The 17,962-nt window shown below is 57.5% G+C and carries 15 protein-coding genes; 1 reads left to right on the top strand and 14 read right to left on the bottom strand.

Annotated elements, in window-relative coordinates; translation table 11 throughout:
• Positions 1 to 46 precede the first annotated feature (46 nt).
• The 9 genes from HVA01_RS01660 to HVA01_RS01620 all read right to left on the bottom strand — a co-directional run bounded on the left by HVA01_RS01660 (position 47) and on the right by HVA01_RS01620 (position 9,630).
• Positions 47 to 325: a peptidylprolyl isomerase gene (locus HVA01_RS01660; RefSeq protein WP_146872788.1), complete on the bottom strand. Its 279-nt coding sequence runs from the start codon at positions 323 to 325 to the stop codon at positions 47 to 49.
• Positions 326 to 410: 85 nt separating this feature from the next.
• The gene (locus tag HVA01_RS01655; RefSeq protein ID WP_146872787.1) at positions 411 to 1,589 is read right to left on the bottom strand and encodes a serine hydrolase; all 1,179 of its coding nucleotides are present in this window, start codon (positions 1,587 to 1,589) and stop codon (positions 411 to 413) included.
• Between the two features lie 21 nt (positions 1,590 to 1,610).
• On the bottom strand, positions 1,611 to 2,735 hold the full coding sequence (locus HVA01_RS01650) for a heparan-alpha-glucosaminide N-acetyltransferase domain-containing protein (protein ID WP_146872786.1): 1,125 nt from the start codon (positions 2,733 to 2,735) through the stop codon (positions 1,611 to 1,613).
• Positions 2,736 to 3,057: 322 nt separating this feature from the next.
• Entirely contained in the window at positions 3,058 to 3,429 is a 372-nt protein-coding gene (locus HVA01_RS01645) for a hypothetical protein (protein WP_146872785.1), read from the bottom strand.
• Positions 3,430 to 3,690: 261 nt separating this feature from the next.
• Positions 3,691 to 4,854 (bottom strand): Gfo/Idh/MocA family protein, encoded by a 1,164-nt coding sequence (locus tag HVA01_RS01640; protein WP_146872784.1) that lies wholly within the window; start codon positions 4,852 to 4,854, stop codon positions 3,691 to 3,693.
• Between the two features lie 15 nt (positions 4,855 to 4,869).
• Positions 4,870 to 5,922, bottom strand: a complete 1,053-nt coding sequence (locus HVA01_RS01635; RefSeq protein WP_146872783.1) for a sugar phosphate isomerase/epimerase family protein — start codon at positions 5,920 to 5,922, stop codon at positions 4,870 to 4,872.
• A gap of 104 nt (positions 5,923 to 6,026) precedes the next feature.
• On the bottom strand, positions 6,027 to 6,992 hold the full coding sequence (locus tag HVA01_RS01630) for an ABC transporter substrate-binding protein (RefSeq protein WP_146872782.1): 966 nt from the start codon (positions 6,990 to 6,992) through the stop codon (positions 6,027 to 6,029).
• A 117-nt stretch (positions 6,993 to 7,109) separates the two neighbouring features.
• Entirely contained in the window at positions 7,110 to 8,126 is a 1,017-nt protein-coding gene (locus tag HVA01_RS01625) for an ABC transporter permease (protein ID WP_146872781.1), read from the bottom strand.
• Positions 8,119 to 9,630 (bottom strand): sugar ABC transporter ATP-binding protein, encoded by a 1,512-nt coding sequence (locus HVA01_RS01620; protein WP_146872780.1) that lies wholly within the window; start codon positions 9,628 to 9,630, stop codon positions 8,119 to 8,121. Before HVA01_RS01620 ends, HVA01_RS01625 begins: the two co-directional genes overlap by 8 nt.
• A gap of 211 nt (positions 9,631 to 9,841) precedes the next feature.
• On the opposite strand from HVA01_RS01620, the gene HVA01_RS01615 reads away from it, so the two are divergent.
• The gene (locus HVA01_RS01615; protein ID WP_146872779.1) at positions 9,842 to 11,068 is read left to right on the top strand and encodes an ROK family transcriptional regulator; all 1,227 of its coding nucleotides are present in this window, start codon (positions 9,842 to 9,844) and stop codon (positions 11,066 to 11,068) included.
• A gap of 38 nt (positions 11,069 to 11,106) precedes the next feature.
• On the opposite strand, the gene HVA01_RS01610 is transcribed toward HVA01_RS01615, so the two are convergent.
• The 5 genes from HVA01_RS01610 to HVA01_RS01590 form a co-directional block, all read right to left on the bottom strand.
• On the bottom strand, positions 11,107 to 12,852 hold the full coding sequence (locus HVA01_RS01610) for an IlvD/Edd family dehydratase (protein WP_146872778.1): 1,746 nt from the start codon (positions 12,850 to 12,852) through the stop codon (positions 11,107 to 11,109).
• Between the two features lie 62 nt (positions 12,853 to 12,914).
• Entirely contained in the window at positions 12,915 to 13,928 is a 1,014-nt protein-coding gene (gene araH / locus HVA01_RS01605) for an L-arabinose ABC transporter permease AraH (RefSeq protein ID WP_146872777.1), read from the bottom strand.
• A 55-nt stretch (positions 13,929 to 13,983) separates the two neighbouring features.
• Positions 13,984 to 15,477 carry an L-arabinose ABC transporter ATP-binding protein AraG gene (gene araG / locus HVA01_RS01600; protein ID WP_146872776.1) on the bottom strand — a complete coding sequence of 498 codons (1,494 nt, stop codon included), beginning with the start codon at positions 15,475 to 15,477 and terminating at the stop codon, positions 13,984 to 13,986.
• 46 nt (positions 15,478 to 15,523) lie between these two features.
• On the bottom strand, positions 15,524 to 16,543 hold the full coding sequence (locus HVA01_RS01595) for an arabinose ABC transporter substrate-binding protein (RefSeq protein WP_146872775.1): 1,020 nt from the start codon (positions 16,541 to 16,543) through the stop codon (positions 15,524 to 15,526).
• A gap of 90 nt (positions 16,544 to 16,633) precedes the next feature.
• The gene (locus HVA01_RS01590) at positions 16,634 to 17,866 is read right to left on the bottom strand and encodes an aldose epimerase family protein (RefSeq protein WP_146872774.1); all 1,233 of its coding nucleotides are present in this window, start codon (positions 17,864 to 17,866) and stop codon (positions 16,634 to 16,636) included.
• Positions 17,867 to 17,962 lie beyond the last annotated feature (96 nt).

Here is a 17,962-nt window from a genome sequence, read left to right as displayed (position 1 = left end):
CGCGACTATAGTGGCAACACCATGGCCGCGGCGCTTCGAGGCGAAATTAACTGCGGCTGGTGACTTCCAACAGATGGTAGCCAAACTGGGTTTTTACCGGACCGTGTACTTGGCCTACTTCGTCGTTGAAAACGACTTTATCGAATTCGGGCACCATCTGACCGGGGCCAAAACTACCCAGATCGCCACCTTGACGGCTAGAAGGGCAGCTGGAGTGTTCTTTGGCTACTTCGGCAAAGTCGCGGCCGTTTTGGATTTCGTCTTTGAGTGCTAGGCACTGCTCTTCACTGCTGACCAAAATGTGGCGGGCGCTGGCTTGTGTCATACGTTGCTCCTGAGATTTTTTGGGGGTTGATCGTTTGGGGGTTATGGTCCGTTGGGAATTTATACCCAAAAGGGGCCGTAGTTTATCACGGCGGGCCCATAGCACCACTGCGGCGTATGGCGTCACCCACACCGGCTAGCGCGCGTTCGTGGGCACTGACTGCCGCCGGCCCACGGGCGCAGGCAACAATCACCCATGGCCCCGCGCTGGCATTATCCGCACTGGCTGGCTCACGTTGGGCAATGCCTGCATCACAGCTGCGCCGTTGCTGCGTGCCGGTTTTATGCGCGAAGCTTATGCCGTCACCCAAGCCCGCCTTAAGACGCTGTTGACCGGAACGGGTTCGCTGCATCATCGCTAACAACCGTTCGCGCTGCAGGGCATCTAAATCGTCCATACCGCCATGCCCTTGTTGAACGCTTTCTCGACCATCATGCAGGCTGGCCAAAAGATCACCATAGGCGCTAAGAGCACCCACGTTCTCGCCGGTGGCTTCATAAGCGTCAAAGGCGTGGTCGTAATCGGGCTGCGTGAAAGACGCCGTGCTGACGCCCAGCGTGCGGGCCAATGCCTGGGCGCGTTGATTAACGCTATGCTGGCGCAGGGCAATAAAATCCATTCCGCCCAGTTTGCGGGCATCAGGGTGCAGCTCGCCGTAAACGCCTTGGCGCACGCCCACCAGCTTGGAGATAGGCCCAATCTCAGCGGGATTGCCACCGCTTGCCGCGACCATGCGACCGGCACGTTCATTGACGGCCTCAAGCCCCACGCGATCAATCAGCATATCGGTAGCGGTGTTATCGCTGACGGTGATCATGTGCTCCAGCAGGTAACCGATGGAAATCGGCGTGCCGGGGTCGTGCCAGTTGGTGGGCCCGGCGCCATCCACATAGTCACTGCGCGTCAGCGTCAAGCGTTCATCCAGGGAAAGCGTGCCTGCTTGGCGCTCGGCGAGTACCTGCGCCGCCACCGGTATTTTAATTAGCGATGCCAGGTACCAAGGGTCACCCGCCCGCCAGGAGTAGGCTTCGCCACTGGCGAGGTTTTGTACATAAACGCCCAGCTCACCGCCAAAAACCTCTTCGATAGCCTGTAAGCGAGCGGTTAAGTCGCCTTGCCAGGGGCTCTGTTTATCCACCTCAAAGTACCAGTTTGTGTCATACCGATGCGTATCGTACCCATTTGTATCGTCCCCCTGCGCATGAATGGGTAGCGCTATCAGTATTGCCACGATGACTAGGCTGCGTTGAATCCAGTGTCGCAAAGAAGAACTCCAATATTGACGTTAGCGGTGAGCGTTCATCCACCGGATCACCCAAATCCATGCCGCAGCGCCAAGTATCAACAGGCCGCCAACGCCAAGCGCCTGTGGATAGCTGTACACGCCTTCGCCTTCCCACAAAAAGCGCAGCACCAAAAAGATCATCACAATGTGGAAAATAAACGCTTTGAGGGCATCAGAACCGACAATGGTTAGCGGCAAAAGTACCTTGGCGGCCTTGGCGGCCTTGGCGCCGCCCGCCAGCGCCAGGGCTAATAACACCAGCGCGCCGCCCAGGCTAAACAGCATAAATTCCAGCCCTGGCGGGTGTTTGCCTACGTTGTTGGCCACTGCCCGCATCGCCGCGTACACATCACCGCTAGCCAGCGCCAGGGCATAAAACCCGCCGACCATCAGCGCACCCAACCCCAGCAGAGTGAGCACTAAGCGTCGCCGCATGGCGGGCTCAAAGTAGCAGCGCAACAGTGCTTCACCGATGAGCAGCCCCACCAGGATCAACGGCGCGCGGCTAACCTGCCCCCAGGTGTAGTGGTCTTCATGATCGACCAGCAGCGCTTTCAGAATATCGTTACCGCCAAACGTCAGGCTTTGCAGCCAAATGGTCAGCGCGGTTAATACGCCGATGGTGGCTAGGCGGCTCCACAGTGGCGCCCGCGCCCAAAGCGGCAGCATCAGCGGCACCCATAATAGCGCGATGGCGTAAAAGCCCAGGATTTCCACCCAGATACCAAAGCGGCCATAGAGCAGCGCATCGACAATTTCACTCGGCGTATTGAAGGGCAGCATTTCAACAATCAACAGCGCCTTGTACCAAAACCATACTTCTACCGCACGTAGCCACAGCTTTAAGCGCCGCTTAGGCCAGTCACCGCTTTGGGTATGGGAGAGAAACGCGACGGCTAAAGCGATCCCAAAGACCACGATAAATAGCGATGACGAGAATTTAGTCAGAAAATGGATCGGCACCATGCCCCAGTCGGGCACATTACGAATACCCACTAATCCGCTGACCGAATGACTCACGATCATTAATCCAATGGCGATGCCACGGGCCAAATCAATGGCGTCTATGCGGCCTTCGGCCTTGGGGAGTTGGGGTGTTTCTTTCCAGGCAATCGCCATTGGCATGTCCTTATTTCCTGCGCTAATCCTGCTTCAGTCAATAAGTTAATACCGCATTTGGCATCAATTATGAACCCAATACATGCTTGCCGGTCAACGCTTACGTGCTCGGTCCTTGAATAGACGGCGCTTGAATAGGCAGTTCATGACTCCCTACGAGAAATGCCCCGCAAGGGCGGGGCATTTGAGGCTTAGCATTGGTATTTGAGGAGTCAACCGTTTATAGGCGGATAACATACCAACAATTATCAGTTGAAATCTTTCAATGAATGACTCTTTAGTTTCCAACTATATGTTGGTAAATCTCCTCAAAACCTATAATGCCATCTTACTCTTCATCTAAAGCAGGCTGTCTACGGGTTCCAGTCGGTGGCTCGGATTCAGCGCCGGTACCAGGAATGGCGGTATCATCATCATCGCCTTCAACAGAGCTTGCAGTACCTTCTTCATCGTCCAAATCAGCTTGTTGCCTAGTGCCAATATTGGGCTCTTCGTCTTGCCCTATCGTTACGCCTTCGCCTGGTTCAGGATTAGCCGCATGTTCTTGGTCCTCTAGATCAATCTGATCACTCTGTTGACGTGTTCCAGTAGGTGGCTCATCTTCTTCATGCATATCTGCAAAAGCCAAAGGACTGGCCATCAGAGCAAAAGATACGCCTAAAGTACCTAGTTTTTTGGAAAATTCCTTCTTCATCATCATGCCATCTCCTATTTGACTTTGCTTTACGGGTAAGAACATCAAACCACTTACCTTGTACAACAATCACACTAGTAACTAATCCTGTATCAGTCAAGTAGCATTAGTCGATATTTTGGCTTTCTCACGACCATGGTAGTGAAATGCCACCCATTTGCTACCTATGCGTTTTTATACGTTCATTCGTAATGTAGTAGCTAATCGGGTAACTATCCACTTCACTGCTCAATGCTCGCATAACGCGCTGATTGTCGATTCCTGCGACTAAACGTCTATCCATTGACCACCGGCGGCGGACGAGGCCAACGCGCGGGTGATAAATCTCAGACCATCAACGCCATCAGCTACACCCGGCGTTGGCGCGGCAAGCGCATTGGCGCTTGTGCCGTCTTGATGCGCATGGATCTGCACCGCGAAATCGCAATAAAGCTGAGCGAACGCTTCGAGATAGCCTTCCGGATGCCCCGGTGGAATACGCGCCGCCGCCAGCGCTGTATCGCCCAGGCCGGGGCCATTACGCGTCAGGATGCGTGGCGGCTCGCCCAGCGGCGAATGCACAAGCTGATTGGGATTTTCCTGACGCCACTCAAGGCCACCTTGGCTGCCATAAACACGCAGCTGCAGGCCATTTTCATTACCGGCCGCGACCTGGCTCGACCACAGCATGCCCCGTGCGCCGCCCTTGAAGCGCAGCAGCATATGCACGTTGTCATCCAGCGCACGGCCTTCCACAAAGGTGTGCATATCGGCGGCGAGCGATTCGAGCTCCAACCCGGTCACATAGCGCGCCAGGTGGTAGGCGTGGGTGCCGATATCACCTAAACAGCCCGCCGGGCCACTGCGTTTGGGGTCGGTGCGCCACTCCGCCTGCTTCACACCGCTGTCTTCCAGGCGGGTGGAAAGCCAATCCTGCGGGTACTCCACTTGCACCACGCGCAAATCACCCAACTCGCCGTTGGCCACCATCTCTCGCGCCTGGCGCACCAGCGAGTAGCCGGAGTAGTTATGGGTCAAGCCAAAGAACAGCCCGCTGCGTTCCACCAGGTCGGATAGCGCTTGCGCCTCCTCCAGGGTGATCGTCATCGGCTTGTCGCAGATGACGTGAAAACCCGCTTCCAGAAAGGTGCGCGCGACATCGAAGTGCATGTGGTTAGGCGTCACAATGGCGACCACGTCGATCGCATCCGAGCGCTTGCCCTCCGCTTCAGCCATGGTTTGGTAGTCGGGGTAAGCGCGGTCATCCGCCACGTGCAGTTCCGCGCCAGCGGCCCGGCTACGCTCGGGGTCAGAAGCAAAGGCCCCGGCGACCAGTTCATAATGGTCGTCCAGCCGTGCGGCGATGCGGTGCACCCCGCCGATAAACGCCCCCTGGCCGCCGCCAACCATGCCCAGGCGTAGCCGCCGCGGCGTGTCGTGCTGATTGCTCATGTCGTATTGCTCTCCTTAAAGACCGAGGATGCGCCGGTTGGCGGTTTCATCGGAACCACCGCCAGCGAAGTCGTCAAAGGCTCGCTCGGTGACCTTGATAATGTGGTCGCGGATAAAGGCTGCGCCTTCACGCGCACCGACTTCCGGGTGCTTCAAGCAGCACTCCCACTCCAGCACCGCCCAGCCGTGGTAGTCGTTGGCGGCCATCCACGAGAAGATCGACTTGAAGTCGATTTGGCCATCGCCCAGGGAGCGGAAACGGCCGGCGCGATCTGTCCACGACTGATAGCCAGAGTAGACGCCCTGTTTGGGGCTGGGATTAAACTCGGCGTCCTTAACGTGAAACATCTGAATATGCTCGCGATAGACGTCCAGAAAGCCCAGGTAGTCGAGCTGCTGCAGAATCAGATGGCTGGGGTCGTAGAGAATGTGGCAGCGCGGATGATGGCCGACCCGCTCCAGGAACATTTCAAAGGTGATGCCGTCGTGGAGGTCTTCGCCGGGATGGATTTCGTAGCAGAGGTTCACGCCCGCCTCGTCAAAGGCGTCCAGAATCGGCCGCCAGCGGTTCGCCAGCTCGTCAAATGCCGTTTCGATCAAGCCCGCAGGGCGCTGGGGCCAGGGGTAGACAAACGGCCACGCCAGCGACCCGGAGAAAGTGCCGTGGTCGGTGAGCCCCAGGTTTTGCGATGCTTTAGCCGCCAGCTTGAGCTGATCCACCGCCCACGCCTGGCGCGCCTTGGGGTTGCCGCGCACCTCGGGGACCGCAAAGCCGTCGAACATCTCATCGTAAACCGGATGCACGGCCACCAGTTGGCCCTGCAGGTGGGTGGAAAGTTCAGTGAGCGTCAAACCGTGTTCGGCCAGTGTGCCTTTGATCTCATCACAATACGTGCGACTCTCGGCGGCGCGCTTTAAATCGATCATGCGCGCGTCCCAGCTGGGAATCTGCACGCCCTGATAGCCAAGCCCCGCTGCCCAGGCGGCGATGCTATCCAGGCTGTTAAAGGGGGCTTCATCACCGGCGAACTGGGCGAGAAAGAGCGCTGGTCCTTGGATCGTTTTCATAGGACTCTCTCACTATTGTTTTTGATTAAGTGCTTGGGTAGGCGCGGGAGGGAGTAGTGCTTTTTACCCGCGCCTATCTGTCAGTACTTGCTATCAGACCGCGATCAGAACGGAGAGTCGGGGAAGTAGTACTGCTCGGCATTCTCCTGGGTGATCAGCGGGGAGCCCAGAATATACTCACCCACCACCGGGCCATTGGAGACAAAGTGCTGCACGGTCAGGTCCATGGCTGTCGCGATCATACCGGGCGGATAGAGCACATCGACGGGCACTAATTCATCGCCGTCCATGACACGCTTGATAATGTCCTTCATGCCCGCACCACCGACGATAAACAGCTCATCTTCGCGCCCCGCCTGGCGTACCGCTTCTATGACACCGAGGGCGATATCGTCATCCTGTGCCCAGACGGCGTCGATGTTATCGAAGCGCGCCAAGTAGTCCTGCATGACTTCAAAGCCGTCGTCGCGATTCCAGTTGGCGTGCTGCATATCGAGAATATTGACGTCGGAACCTTCAATGGCCTCTTGGAAGCCTTGCACCCGTTCATCATCAATCACGGTAGGAATGCCGCGCAGTACGACAATGTCGCCTTCGCCATCAAGCCGCTCGCGGATGTACTCGCCGGAAACGCGGCCTAACTCATGATTGTTGCCCGCTACGTAGAGGTCTTCGATGCCTTCTTGATTAAGCCCCCGGTCCACCACGGTAACGAACACGCCAGAATCTTTGACGCGCCGTACCGGGTCGGTCAGCGGACCGGATTCAAACGGCAGCACGACTAAGGCATCAATATTGCGCAGCGACACCAGATCCTCCAGATCGTTGGCCTGTTCACCGGGCGTGCTCGCCGTGGAGATGGTGATTTCAATATCCGGGTAGAGCGCCTCAAGGCGCTTTTTCGCCTCCTCGGCGTGGTAGTTGACCCCGCCGGTCCAGCCGTGGGTAGCGGCGGGAATCGAGACCCCGATCGTATGCTCTTGCGCAACGGCAGCGCTGGATAGCCCTATTGCAGACGTGAGCGCTGCTGCGCTGACAAAGGTTGCCACAGCTGTCTTGATCATTGGCATGGTGATACTCCTTTCGTGCTTGTCATTGTTTTGATGATTGTTTTGATGATTGTTTTTGCTGCTTGTACTCGTGTGGTTATGAGCAGCTTTTGGCTGCGGTTGAATTGTTAAGAGGCCTTATGGCCCAGCTTTCCTCCACGAGGCACGCTGCAGATAGACCGCCACGATGATGATGATCCCCTGCACCGTGCCGTTGAGATAGTTGGAAATGGCGTCGGTCAAATTGAGTATATTGCCGATCATGGTGAGCATGATGGCCCCCACCACCGTGCCCCAGATGCGTCCATGCCCCCCTTTCAGCATGGTGCCGCCAATGATCACCGCGGCAATCGCCTCTAGCTCCCATAGCACCCCGGTAGCCCCCGAGGCAGAGCCCAGCCGCGGCACATAGATAATCGTCGCCAAGGCCACACATACGCCTTGCAGCATGTAGGTCATGGTCTTGATACGGTCGACGTGAATGGCGCTGTATTCGGCGACTTTTTCATTGGAGCCGATGGCAAAGCAGTAGCGCCCGAAGCGGGTGTAGTTGAGCAGGATGTAGCCAATAATGGCTACAAAAAAGAAGACCCAAACGGGTATGGTGATACCCAAAAAGCTGCCGTAATACACCGGGCGATAGATATCGCGCACCGCCCAATCCAGTGTCAGGGTGCCGCCATCGGCGAGGTAAGTGACCAGCGAGCGGTAAATCCCCATGGTCCCAAGGGTGACGATAAAGGCCTCAATTTTACCTTTGGTGGTCACCACGCCGTTGATAAAGCCAGCGCACAGCCCCAGCAGCAGCGAGGCGCCCACGCCGAACAGCACAGTGGTCACCCCCGCGCCAAACTGCTCGACCAGACTGTTCATCAGAATAATCATTACCCCGGCGATAAACGCCGCCATCGACCCCACCGACAGATCCAGGCCGCCAGCGGTAATCACGAAGGTAGCGCCGATGGCGATAATGCCGATAAAGGCACTGCGGGTCAGCATGTTCGAGAGATTATCCAGTCCCAGAAACGCCGGGTTGATCAGCACGCCCAGCAGCGCCAAGACCACCAGCGCTACAAAGGGCCCCCAGGTTTTCAGGTCCACGGAGAAGCCTTTCGAAGTCAGGGTTTTGTTGTTGGTTGTTTGATTATTAGGCATGGCGCTGCTCATCGACCCCTACTCCCTTAATGCCAGCTGCGTACTGGATGATTTCTTGTTCGTTAATGTGCTCGCCTTCGAGCACCCCGGTGAGCACACCCGCGCACATCACCGCCACCCGGTGGGAAAGCCCAATCAGCTCGCCCATCTCGGAAGAGATCAATATCACCGAGCAGCCTGCCTCGGTTAATTCATGGATAAAGTGATAAATCTGATGCTTGGTACCCACATCAATGCCCCGGGTCGGCTCGTTGATAATCACGATTTCGGGGTCGATGGACATCACTTTGGCGAGCAGCAGCTTCTGCTGGTTACCGCCGGAGAGTTCGGCAGCGGTGCGTACCGCCGCGCTTAGGCGGATATCAAAGCGTTGAATGGCCTGCTGGAAGGCTTGCTCTTCGCGACGACGGTCGATGAGTGGGTGGCAGTGAGCACGCAAATTGAGCAGCGTAACATTGGAGCGCAGGTCCATATTGAGCACCAACCCTTTGTTTTTACGATCCTCGGTGAGATAGGCAATACGCTGATGCACCGCGTCACGCAGGTGGCGCAACACTACCGGCTGGCCGTTACGTAGCACTTGACCAGCACTTTTTTGGCGTAGGCCCAATACAGCTTCAAGCAAGGCGGTGCGCCCGGCGCCTACCACGCCGCCGAACCCAAGGACTTCGCCCCGGCGTAGAGTAAAACTGGCTTGTTTAACGGCCCCAGGCACCACGAAGCCCCGCGCTTCCAGCACCACCGGCGTATCAGCTGGAAGCTGCGTGCGCGGCGGGTACATCTCGTTGATCTCACGGCCTACCATCAGCCGCGCAAGCTCCTCTTTGCTGCGCCCGGCCATGGGTCCGCTATCCACCAAGTGGCCGTCGCGCAGCACCGTGACGCGGTCGGCAATCTGCTCAATTTCGCGCAGCTTGTGGGAGATATACAGAATCGCCACACCCCGTTCGCGCAGACGGGCAATCAGCTCAAACAGTACCTTTACTTCGTTTTCGGTCAGGGTGGCGGTGGGCTCATCCATGATCAGCACGCGCACATCGCGGGTGATGGCCTTGGCGATTTCCACCATTTGCTGATCAGAGGTGCTTAAATCCTTCACTCGGGCGCGGGGGTCAACATGGGTTTCAAGCTCCGCCAGCGCCGCCCGGCTACGCTCACGCATCGCTCGCCGATCCAGAAACAGCCCTCGGCGCAACTCGCGGCCCAAGAAGATGTTCTCCTCCACGCTAAGCTGTTCCGCCAGCGCCAGCTCCTGGTGAATCATCACCACCCCGTCAGCCTCCGCGTCACCGCTTGAGCGGTAGTGCTGTTGCTTGCCGTCGAGAAACACTTCCCCCGAGGTGGGCCGAAGATACCCAGCGAGGATTTTTACCAGGGTCGATTTACCAGCGCCATTCTCACCCAGCAGGGCATGCACTTCGCCCGCCTGCAGGTCAAGGTCTACGCCGAATAACACCTGGTTGTCGCCAAACGAGCGGCAGAGTTTGCGCGCTGATAAAAGCATGGGCCACCTATTGTTACTGTTATTATTGTGTGGATACTTGCCAGCATTGAAGACAAATAACGTAATGCTACATTTACTTTAGTCACTAAATTAAATACCTGCGTATGCAACTTAGGTCGTATTTTGGCCATTGCGTAAACGCCCCAGGATAAGGGCGCGAGGCGCACAATCGTTAATAGCCGCTTTCTCCTTAATTGATAATGGCGATTCTATGGCCCTTCCGTCCGGTGACTCCAGCCGCCCCGACAACACCCTGGCGGTGATTCATACCCTGCGCGAGCATGGGCCGGTTGCACGCATCGACCTGGGGGCGCTCAATGGCATTAGCGCTGCCACCGTGACCTCGATCAGCGCCGAGTTACTCCAGCAGGGCTTGATCACGCAACAACCGCCCAAAACAGGCCGCCCCAACGGTCGCGGTCGGCCGAAAACACTGATACAACTCAATCCGCAAGCCGCCTGTGTGGTCTGCATTAAGTTATCAATCAATGAAATCCAACTGGTGGTGGGGGATTTCGCGGGCCGAGTCCGCCATAGCGAGCACCACGCGGTATCCACGTTGGCGCTGAGCGCCGACGATTTTGCTATGATGCTGGAAGCGAAAATAAGCGCTGTTTGCACTCAACAACTAGATGGTTTTCAACGCTTAGCGGCAATCTGCCTAGCGGTTCAGGGGGTGGTATCATCGCAAAGCGGAACGATTGTCTGGTCGCCCGCGTTGAGCTTTCGTAACGCGCCAATATCGACACGTTTAGCCGATCACTTTCACTGTAGCGTGCTGCTGGAAAACGACGCCAACTGTATCGCCAATGTGCTGGCCGCACGGTCCGCCTATGCGGATTGCGCCAATTTAGTGGTCATCATGCTGGGCTACGGCATCGGTATGTCGGTGCTGATCAACGGCGTACCATTTTTGGGTGCCAATGGCTCCGCAGCCGAGTTTGGGCATAGCAAGTACCAGCCCGATGGCGCCCTGTGCGCCTGCGGGCGACGCGGTTGCATTGAGGCCTACGCCAGCGACTACGCGCTCTATCGCGCCGCCGCCGGACAGTTAGAACTCACCGCCACCGACAGCGCCCACCCCTCAGAACAGCAAATGCAGGCGCTGACTCAGTTGGCATTAACAGGCGACCCGGTGGCCCAGCGCATCTATGCCGAGGCGGGCCGTGCGCTAGGCGTCGGCATCGCCAACGTGATGGCGCTGTTCAACCCCGACCTGGTACTGATTACCGGTTCCGGCGTGCGCGGCTTTGAGGCGATGCAAACCGCCATGCACGCTGCCATTGATGATGCCCTGGTGGCGGAATTGAAAGGCACCACCCGCATTGAAAGTTGCGCCTGGGACCGCGACATGACCTGCATGGGCGGCATCGCCATGACGCTGCAGGCCACGGATACCGAGACGCTGTTAGAAAGCCAAACCGCCCGCAAAGCTTAGCCATACCGGGGCGGGTTGGTCAGTTTTTTGCTGATCAATCAATGCGAGTGACGGGGAACCTCCGATCCCCGGCAGCCGACCAGGAAGTCGAAGTCGCAACCTTCATCGGCTTGCAGTACGCGCTCGATGTAGAGCTGGCGGTAGCCGCCCTGGCTAGCGATAAGCGTCGAGGCAGCGGTGGGGTCGCTTTCGGCTAGGCGCGAGGCCAGTTCTTCATCGCTGATCTCCAGATGCAGCCGCCCGCTTGCGCAGTCGAGTTCGATCCAGTCGCCATTATGCACTGCCGCCAGCGGGCCACCTGCCGCGGCTTCCGGGGCCACGTGCAGCACCACCGTGCCATACGCCGTGCCGCTCATGCGGGCGTCGGATATGCGCACCATGTCGGTGATGCCTTGGGCAAGGATCTTGGGCGGCAGGCCCATATTGCCCACCTCGGCCATGCCGTGATAGCCCCGCGGGCCGCAGTGTTTCATGACCAGAATGTCGTTGGCTTCAACGTCTAAGTCTGGATCATTGATGCGCGCTTTGTAATCATCGAAGTCTTCAAATACCACCGCCCGGCCGCGATGCTGCATGAGCTCCGCCGTCGCTGCCGAGGGCTTAAGCACCGCGCCATTGGGAGCCAGGTTGCCGCGCACCACGCAGATGCCGCCGTCCGCGGTGAGGGGGTTATCCAGCGGGCGGATGACGTCATCGTTATACAGCGGGGCGTCCTGAACGTTCTCCCACAGCGTTTTGCCGTTAACGGTTAAGGCGTCCTTGAAAGGCAGGCGGTCAGCCTCACCCAGGCGTTTTAGCACGGCGGGCAAGCCACCGGCGTAGTAGAATTCTTCCATCAGAAAGCGCCCGGAAGGCTGCAGATCGACCACCGTGGGCGTGCCGCGCCCCACCCGGCTCCAGTCGTCCAGAGTGAGATCAACACCGATGCGCCCGGCAATCGCCTTGAGGTGAATCACCGCATTGGTGGAGCCGCCGATGGCCGCGTTGGTGCGAATGGCGTTATCGAAGGCTTCCTTGGTGAGAATCTTAGAAAGCCGCAGGTCTTCGTTGACCATCTCAACAATCCGGTTACCCGACAGATGCGCCAGCACGTAACGGCGCGAGTCCACCGCGGGAATCGCCGCGTTATGAGGCAGCGAGGTGCCCAGCGCTTCAGCCATGCAGGCCATGGTGGAGGCGGTGCCCATGGTGTTGCAGGTGCCCGCGGAGCGGGACATGCCCGCTTCAGCGGCCATAAAGTCGTGGAGCGATATCTCACCGGCTTTGACCTGCTCGGAGAGCTTCCACACCACGGTGCCGGAGCCGATATCCTTGCCCTTGTGCTTGCCGTTGAGCATCGGCCCACCGGTGACCACGATGGTAGGGATATCGCAGCTCGCCGCGCCCATCAGCAGCGCCGGAGTCGTCTTGTCGCAGCCCACCAGCAGCACCACGGCATCGATGGGGTTACCGCGAATGGCTTCTTCCACGTCCATGCTGGCCAGGTTGCGGGTAAACATCGCCGTGGGGCGCAGGTTGGATTCGCCGTTGGAGAACACCGGAAACTCGACTGGGTAGCCCCCCGCTTCCAGTACGCCCTGCTTCACGTGTTCCGCCAGCTTGCGAAAGTGCGCATTGCAGGGGGTCAATTCCGACCAGGTATTACAGATACCGATAATCGGCTTGCCCTGAAACTCATGGTCGGGGATGCCCTGATTTTTCATCCAGCTGCGGTACATAAAGCCGTTTTTGTCGGCGGTGCCAAACCACTGGGCAGAGCGTAATGGTGGCTTACGATCGGGCATAATAAAGTCTCCGTACAACCGGTAAAAAGTAACTAAAAAATAAAGGGTTAACGATTGAAGCGTCAGGCCTGCTGACGACGGGTTTGCTTCCAGCGGTCAAACATCACTGCCAGCAGCAGAATCGCACCGCGCACCAGGTATTGATAAAAGGTCGGCACGTTGAGAAGGCCCATGGCGTTTTGCACGCAGCCCATAATCAGTACACCGACCAATACGCCAGTGATCGTGGCAACACCGCCCGATAGCGCCACGCCGCCCAGCACACAGGCAGAGATCACCGCCAGCTCCAAGCCCATGGAGGTATTGGGGTCGCCCAGGCCCATGCGCGATGCCAGCAATACACCGACCACGCCGGCAACAACGCCCTGCAAACCAAACACAATAATTTTGAGACGGCGGACGTTAACCCCAGCAAGCGACGCTGCTTCTGAGTTGCCACCGGTGGCCAGTACATTGCGGCCAAAGGCGGTCATATTGAGTACCACGCCAAAAATCACAAAGCAGGCCAGCATGGTCCACACCGGTAACGTTAGGCCCAGAAAGGAGGCGCTACCCAGATCAAAAAAGCCCGGCACGGTAATCATTACCGCGTCGCCGCCGGAGGTGATATAGGCCAGCCCGCGCACAAACTCCATGGCCGCTAACGTCGCAATCAGCGAATTAATGCCGAATTTGGCAATCACCAGGCCGTTAAAAGCCCCCACTGCGCCACCGGCAACCACACCGCCAATCACGCCGATAAACACGCTGCCGGTACTGGAGGTCACCACCGCCGCGACCACACCGGCAAAGGCCACCGTAGAAGCCACCGAAAGATCCACTTCGCCCAGCGCCAACACCAGCATCATGGTGGTCGCCAAACTGCCGATCAGGGTGATAGAAAGCAGCAGCCCAACCATATTGCGGCCGGTCAAAAAGTCAGGGATAAGTACGGCGAGGGCCACAAACAGCAACAAGAAAATTGCGATCAGCCCTGAAGTATCGAGCAGCGTGCGCAGTGGCTTGATAAGCCCCTGGCGGCCCGACGGCCGGGCAGGTGCATTTTTTTCACCTTGGTCTACATTGTCGGTTGTCATGGTCGTTGTCCTGAGCTTGTTCTTTTAACAGCGATTATTCTGAATAAATGCCAATTTAGGCGGGCAGCGCCAGCCCCAACAAGCGTTCCGGGGTGGCCAACTCGCGTGGCACCACTTCGACTAGCTCGCCATCGCGCATCACAGCGATGCGGTCACAAATGGAGCTAACTTCGGCGAGGTCACTGGAAATCACCACTACGCTTTTGCCCTCATCGGCCAGATCATAGAGCAGCGAATAAATATCCCGCCGTGCGCCTACGTCAATCCCTCGGGTCGGTTCGTCCATGACGAACAGGTCGATCTCTTCGGCCAGCCAGCGGGCCAGAATCACCTTCTGTTGATTGCCCCCGGAGAGCTTGCCGATGGGTGAGCGCGGGCCCGGTGTTTTGATGCTGAGTTGCTGGATATAGGCTTCGGCATTGCGCCGTTCGCGACCGGGGTGTCGGAAAATCCCCCAGCGTTTGAAAAAGCGACGACAGCTGATATTCAGGTTGTCGGCCACGCTTGCCACTGGAAAGATACCTTGGGATTTGCGGTCCTCGGGGCACATGGCAATACCGGCACGAATCGCCTCGCCGGGACTTTTAAAGCGCCGAGATTCGCCGTTAAAGGTCACACTGCCGGCTTTTGGGGACTCGACACCGCAGACCAGCCGCAGCAGCTCACTGCGCCCTGCCCCCACCAGGCCAAACAGCCCAAACACTTCGCCGCGCTTAACGGAAAAACTCACCGGCGCCTTTAGGCCACGCCCTTCGATGGCTTCCACGCTCAAGACCACGTCGCCATGTTCGCGGGCGCGGTAGCCGTAGACATCGTCGATATCGCGGCCAACCATTTCGCTCACCAGCAGGTCGTGATTCAGCGACGACATATCCTCGTGGGTGCGAATATGCTTGCCATCGCGAAAGATGGTGACCGCATCGCACATCTCAAACACCTCCTCCATGCGATGGGTCACGTAAAGCACCACCCGTCCTTCATCGCGTAGCCGTTTGACGATGCGCTTGAGCTGGCGAATTTCCTGAATAGAGAGGCTGCTGGTGGGTTCGTCAAAGGCAATCACCTTGGCGTCCCGCAGCAGTGCACGGCCGATTTCAATCATCTGCTGCTGGCCGATGGAAAGATCGCGCACCTTGGTCGATGGATGAATCTCACCCTCGCCAAGATCAGCTAGAATCGCCAGGGCTTTTTGCTTTAACTCACGGCGGTTAACAAACCCCTGCCGCGTGGGCAGTTGCCCTAGCAGCAGGTTTTCGGCCACCGACATATTGGGCGAGAGCGTCAACTCCTGATAGATGATGGCAATCCCTTCCTGCAGCGCCTCCCGAGCGTTACTGAACACATGGCGCTGGCCATTGATCCACAGCGCACCTTCGGCCACCCGATTAACGCCGCTTAGCACCTTGAGCAGGGTTGACTTGCCCGCGCCGTTCTCGCCCATCAGGGCATGCACCTGGCCGGTGTGAGCCGCAAAGCTCACACCATCCAGCGCCCGCACGCCTGGGAAAACAACGCTAATCGCGTCGAAACGTAGATATGGATCAGACATGCTTGAGCACTCCACCGAACACTTACCGTTACAGGTCCAATTATTTTTACAGACCCAGCTCTTCGCGCACTGTCTGCCAGTCCTCACGGGTCATCAACACGCCAGAAGTTTCAGTATTGGCCGGGGGTTCTTGATCCTCAGTAATCCAGCGGTAGAGGTCTTCGGCTGTCTGGCGGCCGTGCATGGTGGAGCTAACCGCCACGGTGCCATGGAAGCCCGTCGGATCATTGCGGGAGAATTCCGCAAAGGCGGCGCCGGAGCCATTGATACCCACCCCAATCACATCCTCGGCCTTCAGGCCGTATTGCTCAGTGGCTCGTACGCCCCCTAGAACGCTCTCCTCGTTGAGGGCATAAATCACCCAATGCTCATAATCGCCGCGCTGGGCAAGCACCGGCGATGCGGCGGAAAAGGCACTGGCGGTATCACTGTTTTGCTGGGGCGCATCGAAGATATTGTCCTCAGGAAAGCCAGCGTCAAGCAGGGCGTTGGTCGCGCCGGTGGTACGCTCAACGGCGGTGGGTAGCTCGTCGTTGGTGATGCGCAGCGCGGCAACCTCTTCTGGATTCCAACCACGGGCTTCCATTTCAGCGGCAATCGCTTCGCCTACCTGCTGGCCAATTTTATAACCGGACATACCCAGGTGCGGCACGCCTTCCATCGGCTCACCGCTGGAATTAACAAACCGATCATCCACGGTAATGACTTTCATATCGTACTGGTTGGCACGGTTCATAATCGCGGGCCCCAGACGTACGTCGGGTGGGCAGATCACAAACCCATCTGCGCCTTGGGCATAGAGGTTATCAATCGCGCTGAGTACTTGCTGGCCGTCTTCACCGCCGAGGCGCACCACATCGAAACCCAGCTCTTCCCCTACTTCGGTGGCTGCTCGCTGTTCATTGATAAACCACGCCTGTTCCGGCTTCTTGACGATGAAGCCAATCTTCACCTCGTCATCCTGTGCCTGTACTGCCCCCAGGGAAGCCACCATAATCGCGCTACCCAGGGCCAAACGGGTAAATGTCTTGGTTAGGTTTGTTGTTAGATGAGTGGTTAATCGCATGGTCGTACTCCTGATGTTTTAGCAAATCTTGTTGTTAATTGTGCTGATGCCGATCGATGGCTCAGGTTGTCAGGGGCAAGCCCTGACGGGTTATGAATCTAAGGACGCTTGAGCGGAAAAACGATATACCGTCCGCGAACGATAGGTATCGCCGGGCTCTAGGATCGTGCTGGGAAATGCTTTCTGATTGGGGGAATCGGGATAATGCTGGGTTTCCAGCGCAAAGCCGGAGCGGTGCTCATAGGCTTGGCCCTGTTTACCGGTCAGGTCACCGGCAAGAAAATTGCCCGAGTAGAATTGGATGGCCGGCTCGGTGGTGGCAATTTCTACCATGCGCCCGCTCTGCGGTTCCCATACCTTAGCGGCCAAGACAAGCTCATCCGACGCCGCGTTATCGCGGTCCAGCACAAAGTTGTGGTCATAGCCGCCGCCAAAACCCAGCTGTTCGTTGTCCTGGTCGATCCGTTCGCCGATCGGCGTCGCCTGGGTAAAGTCGAAAGGTGTGCCCTCCACCGAGCGGAGCTCGCCGGTGGGTATCAGCGAATCATTTACCGGGGTAAATTCAGAGGCGTTAATCATCAACTGGTGATCAAGAATGCTGTCGCTACCCTCGCCCTTTAAGTTGAAGTAGCTATGCTGAGTAAGGTTGACCGGCGTGGCTTTGTCGGTGGTGGCGTGATAATCCACCATTAACTCGTCGGCATCGGTCAGGGTGTAGGTAACTTCAGTTTCCAGCCTACCTGGATAGCCCTCTTCGCCATCCTCGCTGATATAGCGCAGCACAAGCCCCGTTCCCTCATCGTTCTCGAACGGCTCGGCCTGCCACAGCACTTTGTCGAAGCCCTGTTGGCCGCCGTGCAGATGGTTGCTGCCATCGTTGGTCGCTAATGAATAGGTTTCTCCGTTGAGGGAGAACTGACCGCCAGCGATACGGTTGCCATAACGTCCGATAATCGCGCCGAAGTAAGGATTGGCCTGACGATAGGTATCGGAGAGGTAAGCTTCCAATGAGTCGAAACCCAGCGCGATATCGTCAAACTCGCCATCCACATCAGGCGTTTTCAGCGACAGAATGATGCCGCCATAGTTGGTCACCTGGAGTTCGATGCCATTGGCGTTGGTAAACCGATAGACATCGACCTGACGGCCGTCGGGTAAGTGGCCAAATACCGATTTCTCGATACTGTTTCCGGCACTATTTCCAGCGGTCGTTTGTTCGCCCTGGGCCTGGGCCTGGGCCGCGCTAAGCAATAGCATCGCGACACCGGCACTCAGCAGCAATTTTGGTCCTGCAGTGACGCTTTGAGCGTACATGAGAGACATGAACTTGCTCCTTCCTTTGTTGTTATTAGAGCGACGCCATCGCCGCGTATACGACCCTTACAGTAGACACTTCCGTCATAACCAACCAATATACGA

It is taken from the genome of Halovibrio variabilis, assembly GCF_007991175.1.
GTDB classification, from domain to species: Bacteria; Pseudomonadota; Gammaproteobacteria; order Pseudomonadales; family Halomonadaceae; genus Vreelandella; species Vreelandella variabilis.
Note: the sequence above shows the minus strand (reverse complement) of the source record. Positions and strands in the feature narration are given on the sequence as shown.

Bases quoted from the DNA above. Each gene is read 5' to 3' on its own strand.
- HVA01_RS01650 (WP_146872786.1), bottom strand. From the start codon at position 2,735: ATGCCAATGGCGATTGCCTGGAAAGAAACACCCCAACTCCCCAAGGCC.
- HVA01_RS01595 (WP_146872775.1), bottom strand. From the start codon at position 16,543: ATGCGATTAACCACTCATCTAACAACAAACCTAACCAAGACATTTACC.
- HVA01_RS01630 (WP_146872782.1), bottom strand. From the start codon at position 6,992: ATGCCAATGATCAAGACAGCTGTGGCAACCTTTGTCAGCGCAGCAGCG.
- HVA01_RS01640 (WP_146872784.1), bottom strand. From the start codon at position 4,854: ATGAGCAATCAGCACGACACGCCGCGGCGGCTACGCCTGGGCATGGTT.
- HVA01_RS01645 (WP_146872785.1), bottom strand. From the start codon at position 3,429: ATGATGATGAAGAAGGAATTTTCCAAAAAACTAGGTACTTTAGGCGTA.
- HVA01_RS01615 (WP_146872779.1), top strand. From the start codon at position 9,842: ATGGCCCTTCCGTCCGGTGACTCCAGCCGCCCCGACAACACCCTGGCG.
- araH (WP_146872777.1), bottom strand. From the start codon at position 13,928: ATGACAACCGACAATGTAGACCAAGGTGAAAAAAATGCACCTGCCCGG.
- HVA01_RS01660 (WP_146872788.1), bottom strand. From the start codon at position 325: ATGACACAAGCCAGCGCCCGCCACATTTTGGTCAGCAGTGAAGAGCAG.
- HVA01_RS01635 (WP_146872783.1), bottom strand. From the start codon at position 5,922: ATGAAAACGATCCAAGGACCAGCGCTCTTTCTCGCCCAGTTCGCCGGT.
- HVA01_RS01590 (WP_146872774.1), bottom strand. From the start codon at position 17,866: ATGTCTCTCATGTACGCTCAAAGCGTCACTGCAGGACCAAAATTGCTG.
- araG (WP_146872776.1), bottom strand. From the start codon at position 15,477: ATGTCTGATCCATATCTACGTTTCGACGCGATTAGCGTTGTTTTCCCA.
- HVA01_RS01625 (WP_146872781.1), bottom strand. From the start codon at position 8,126: ATGCCTAATAATCAAACAACCAACAACAAAACCCTGACTTCGAAAGGC.
- HVA01_RS01610 (WP_146872778.1), bottom strand. From the start codon at position 12,852: ATGCCCGATCGTAAGCCACCATTACGCTCTGCCCAGTGGTTTGGCACC.
- HVA01_RS01620 (WP_146872780.1), bottom strand. From the start codon at position 9,630: ATGCTTTTATCAGCGCGCAAACTCTGCCGCTCGTTTGGCGACAACCAG.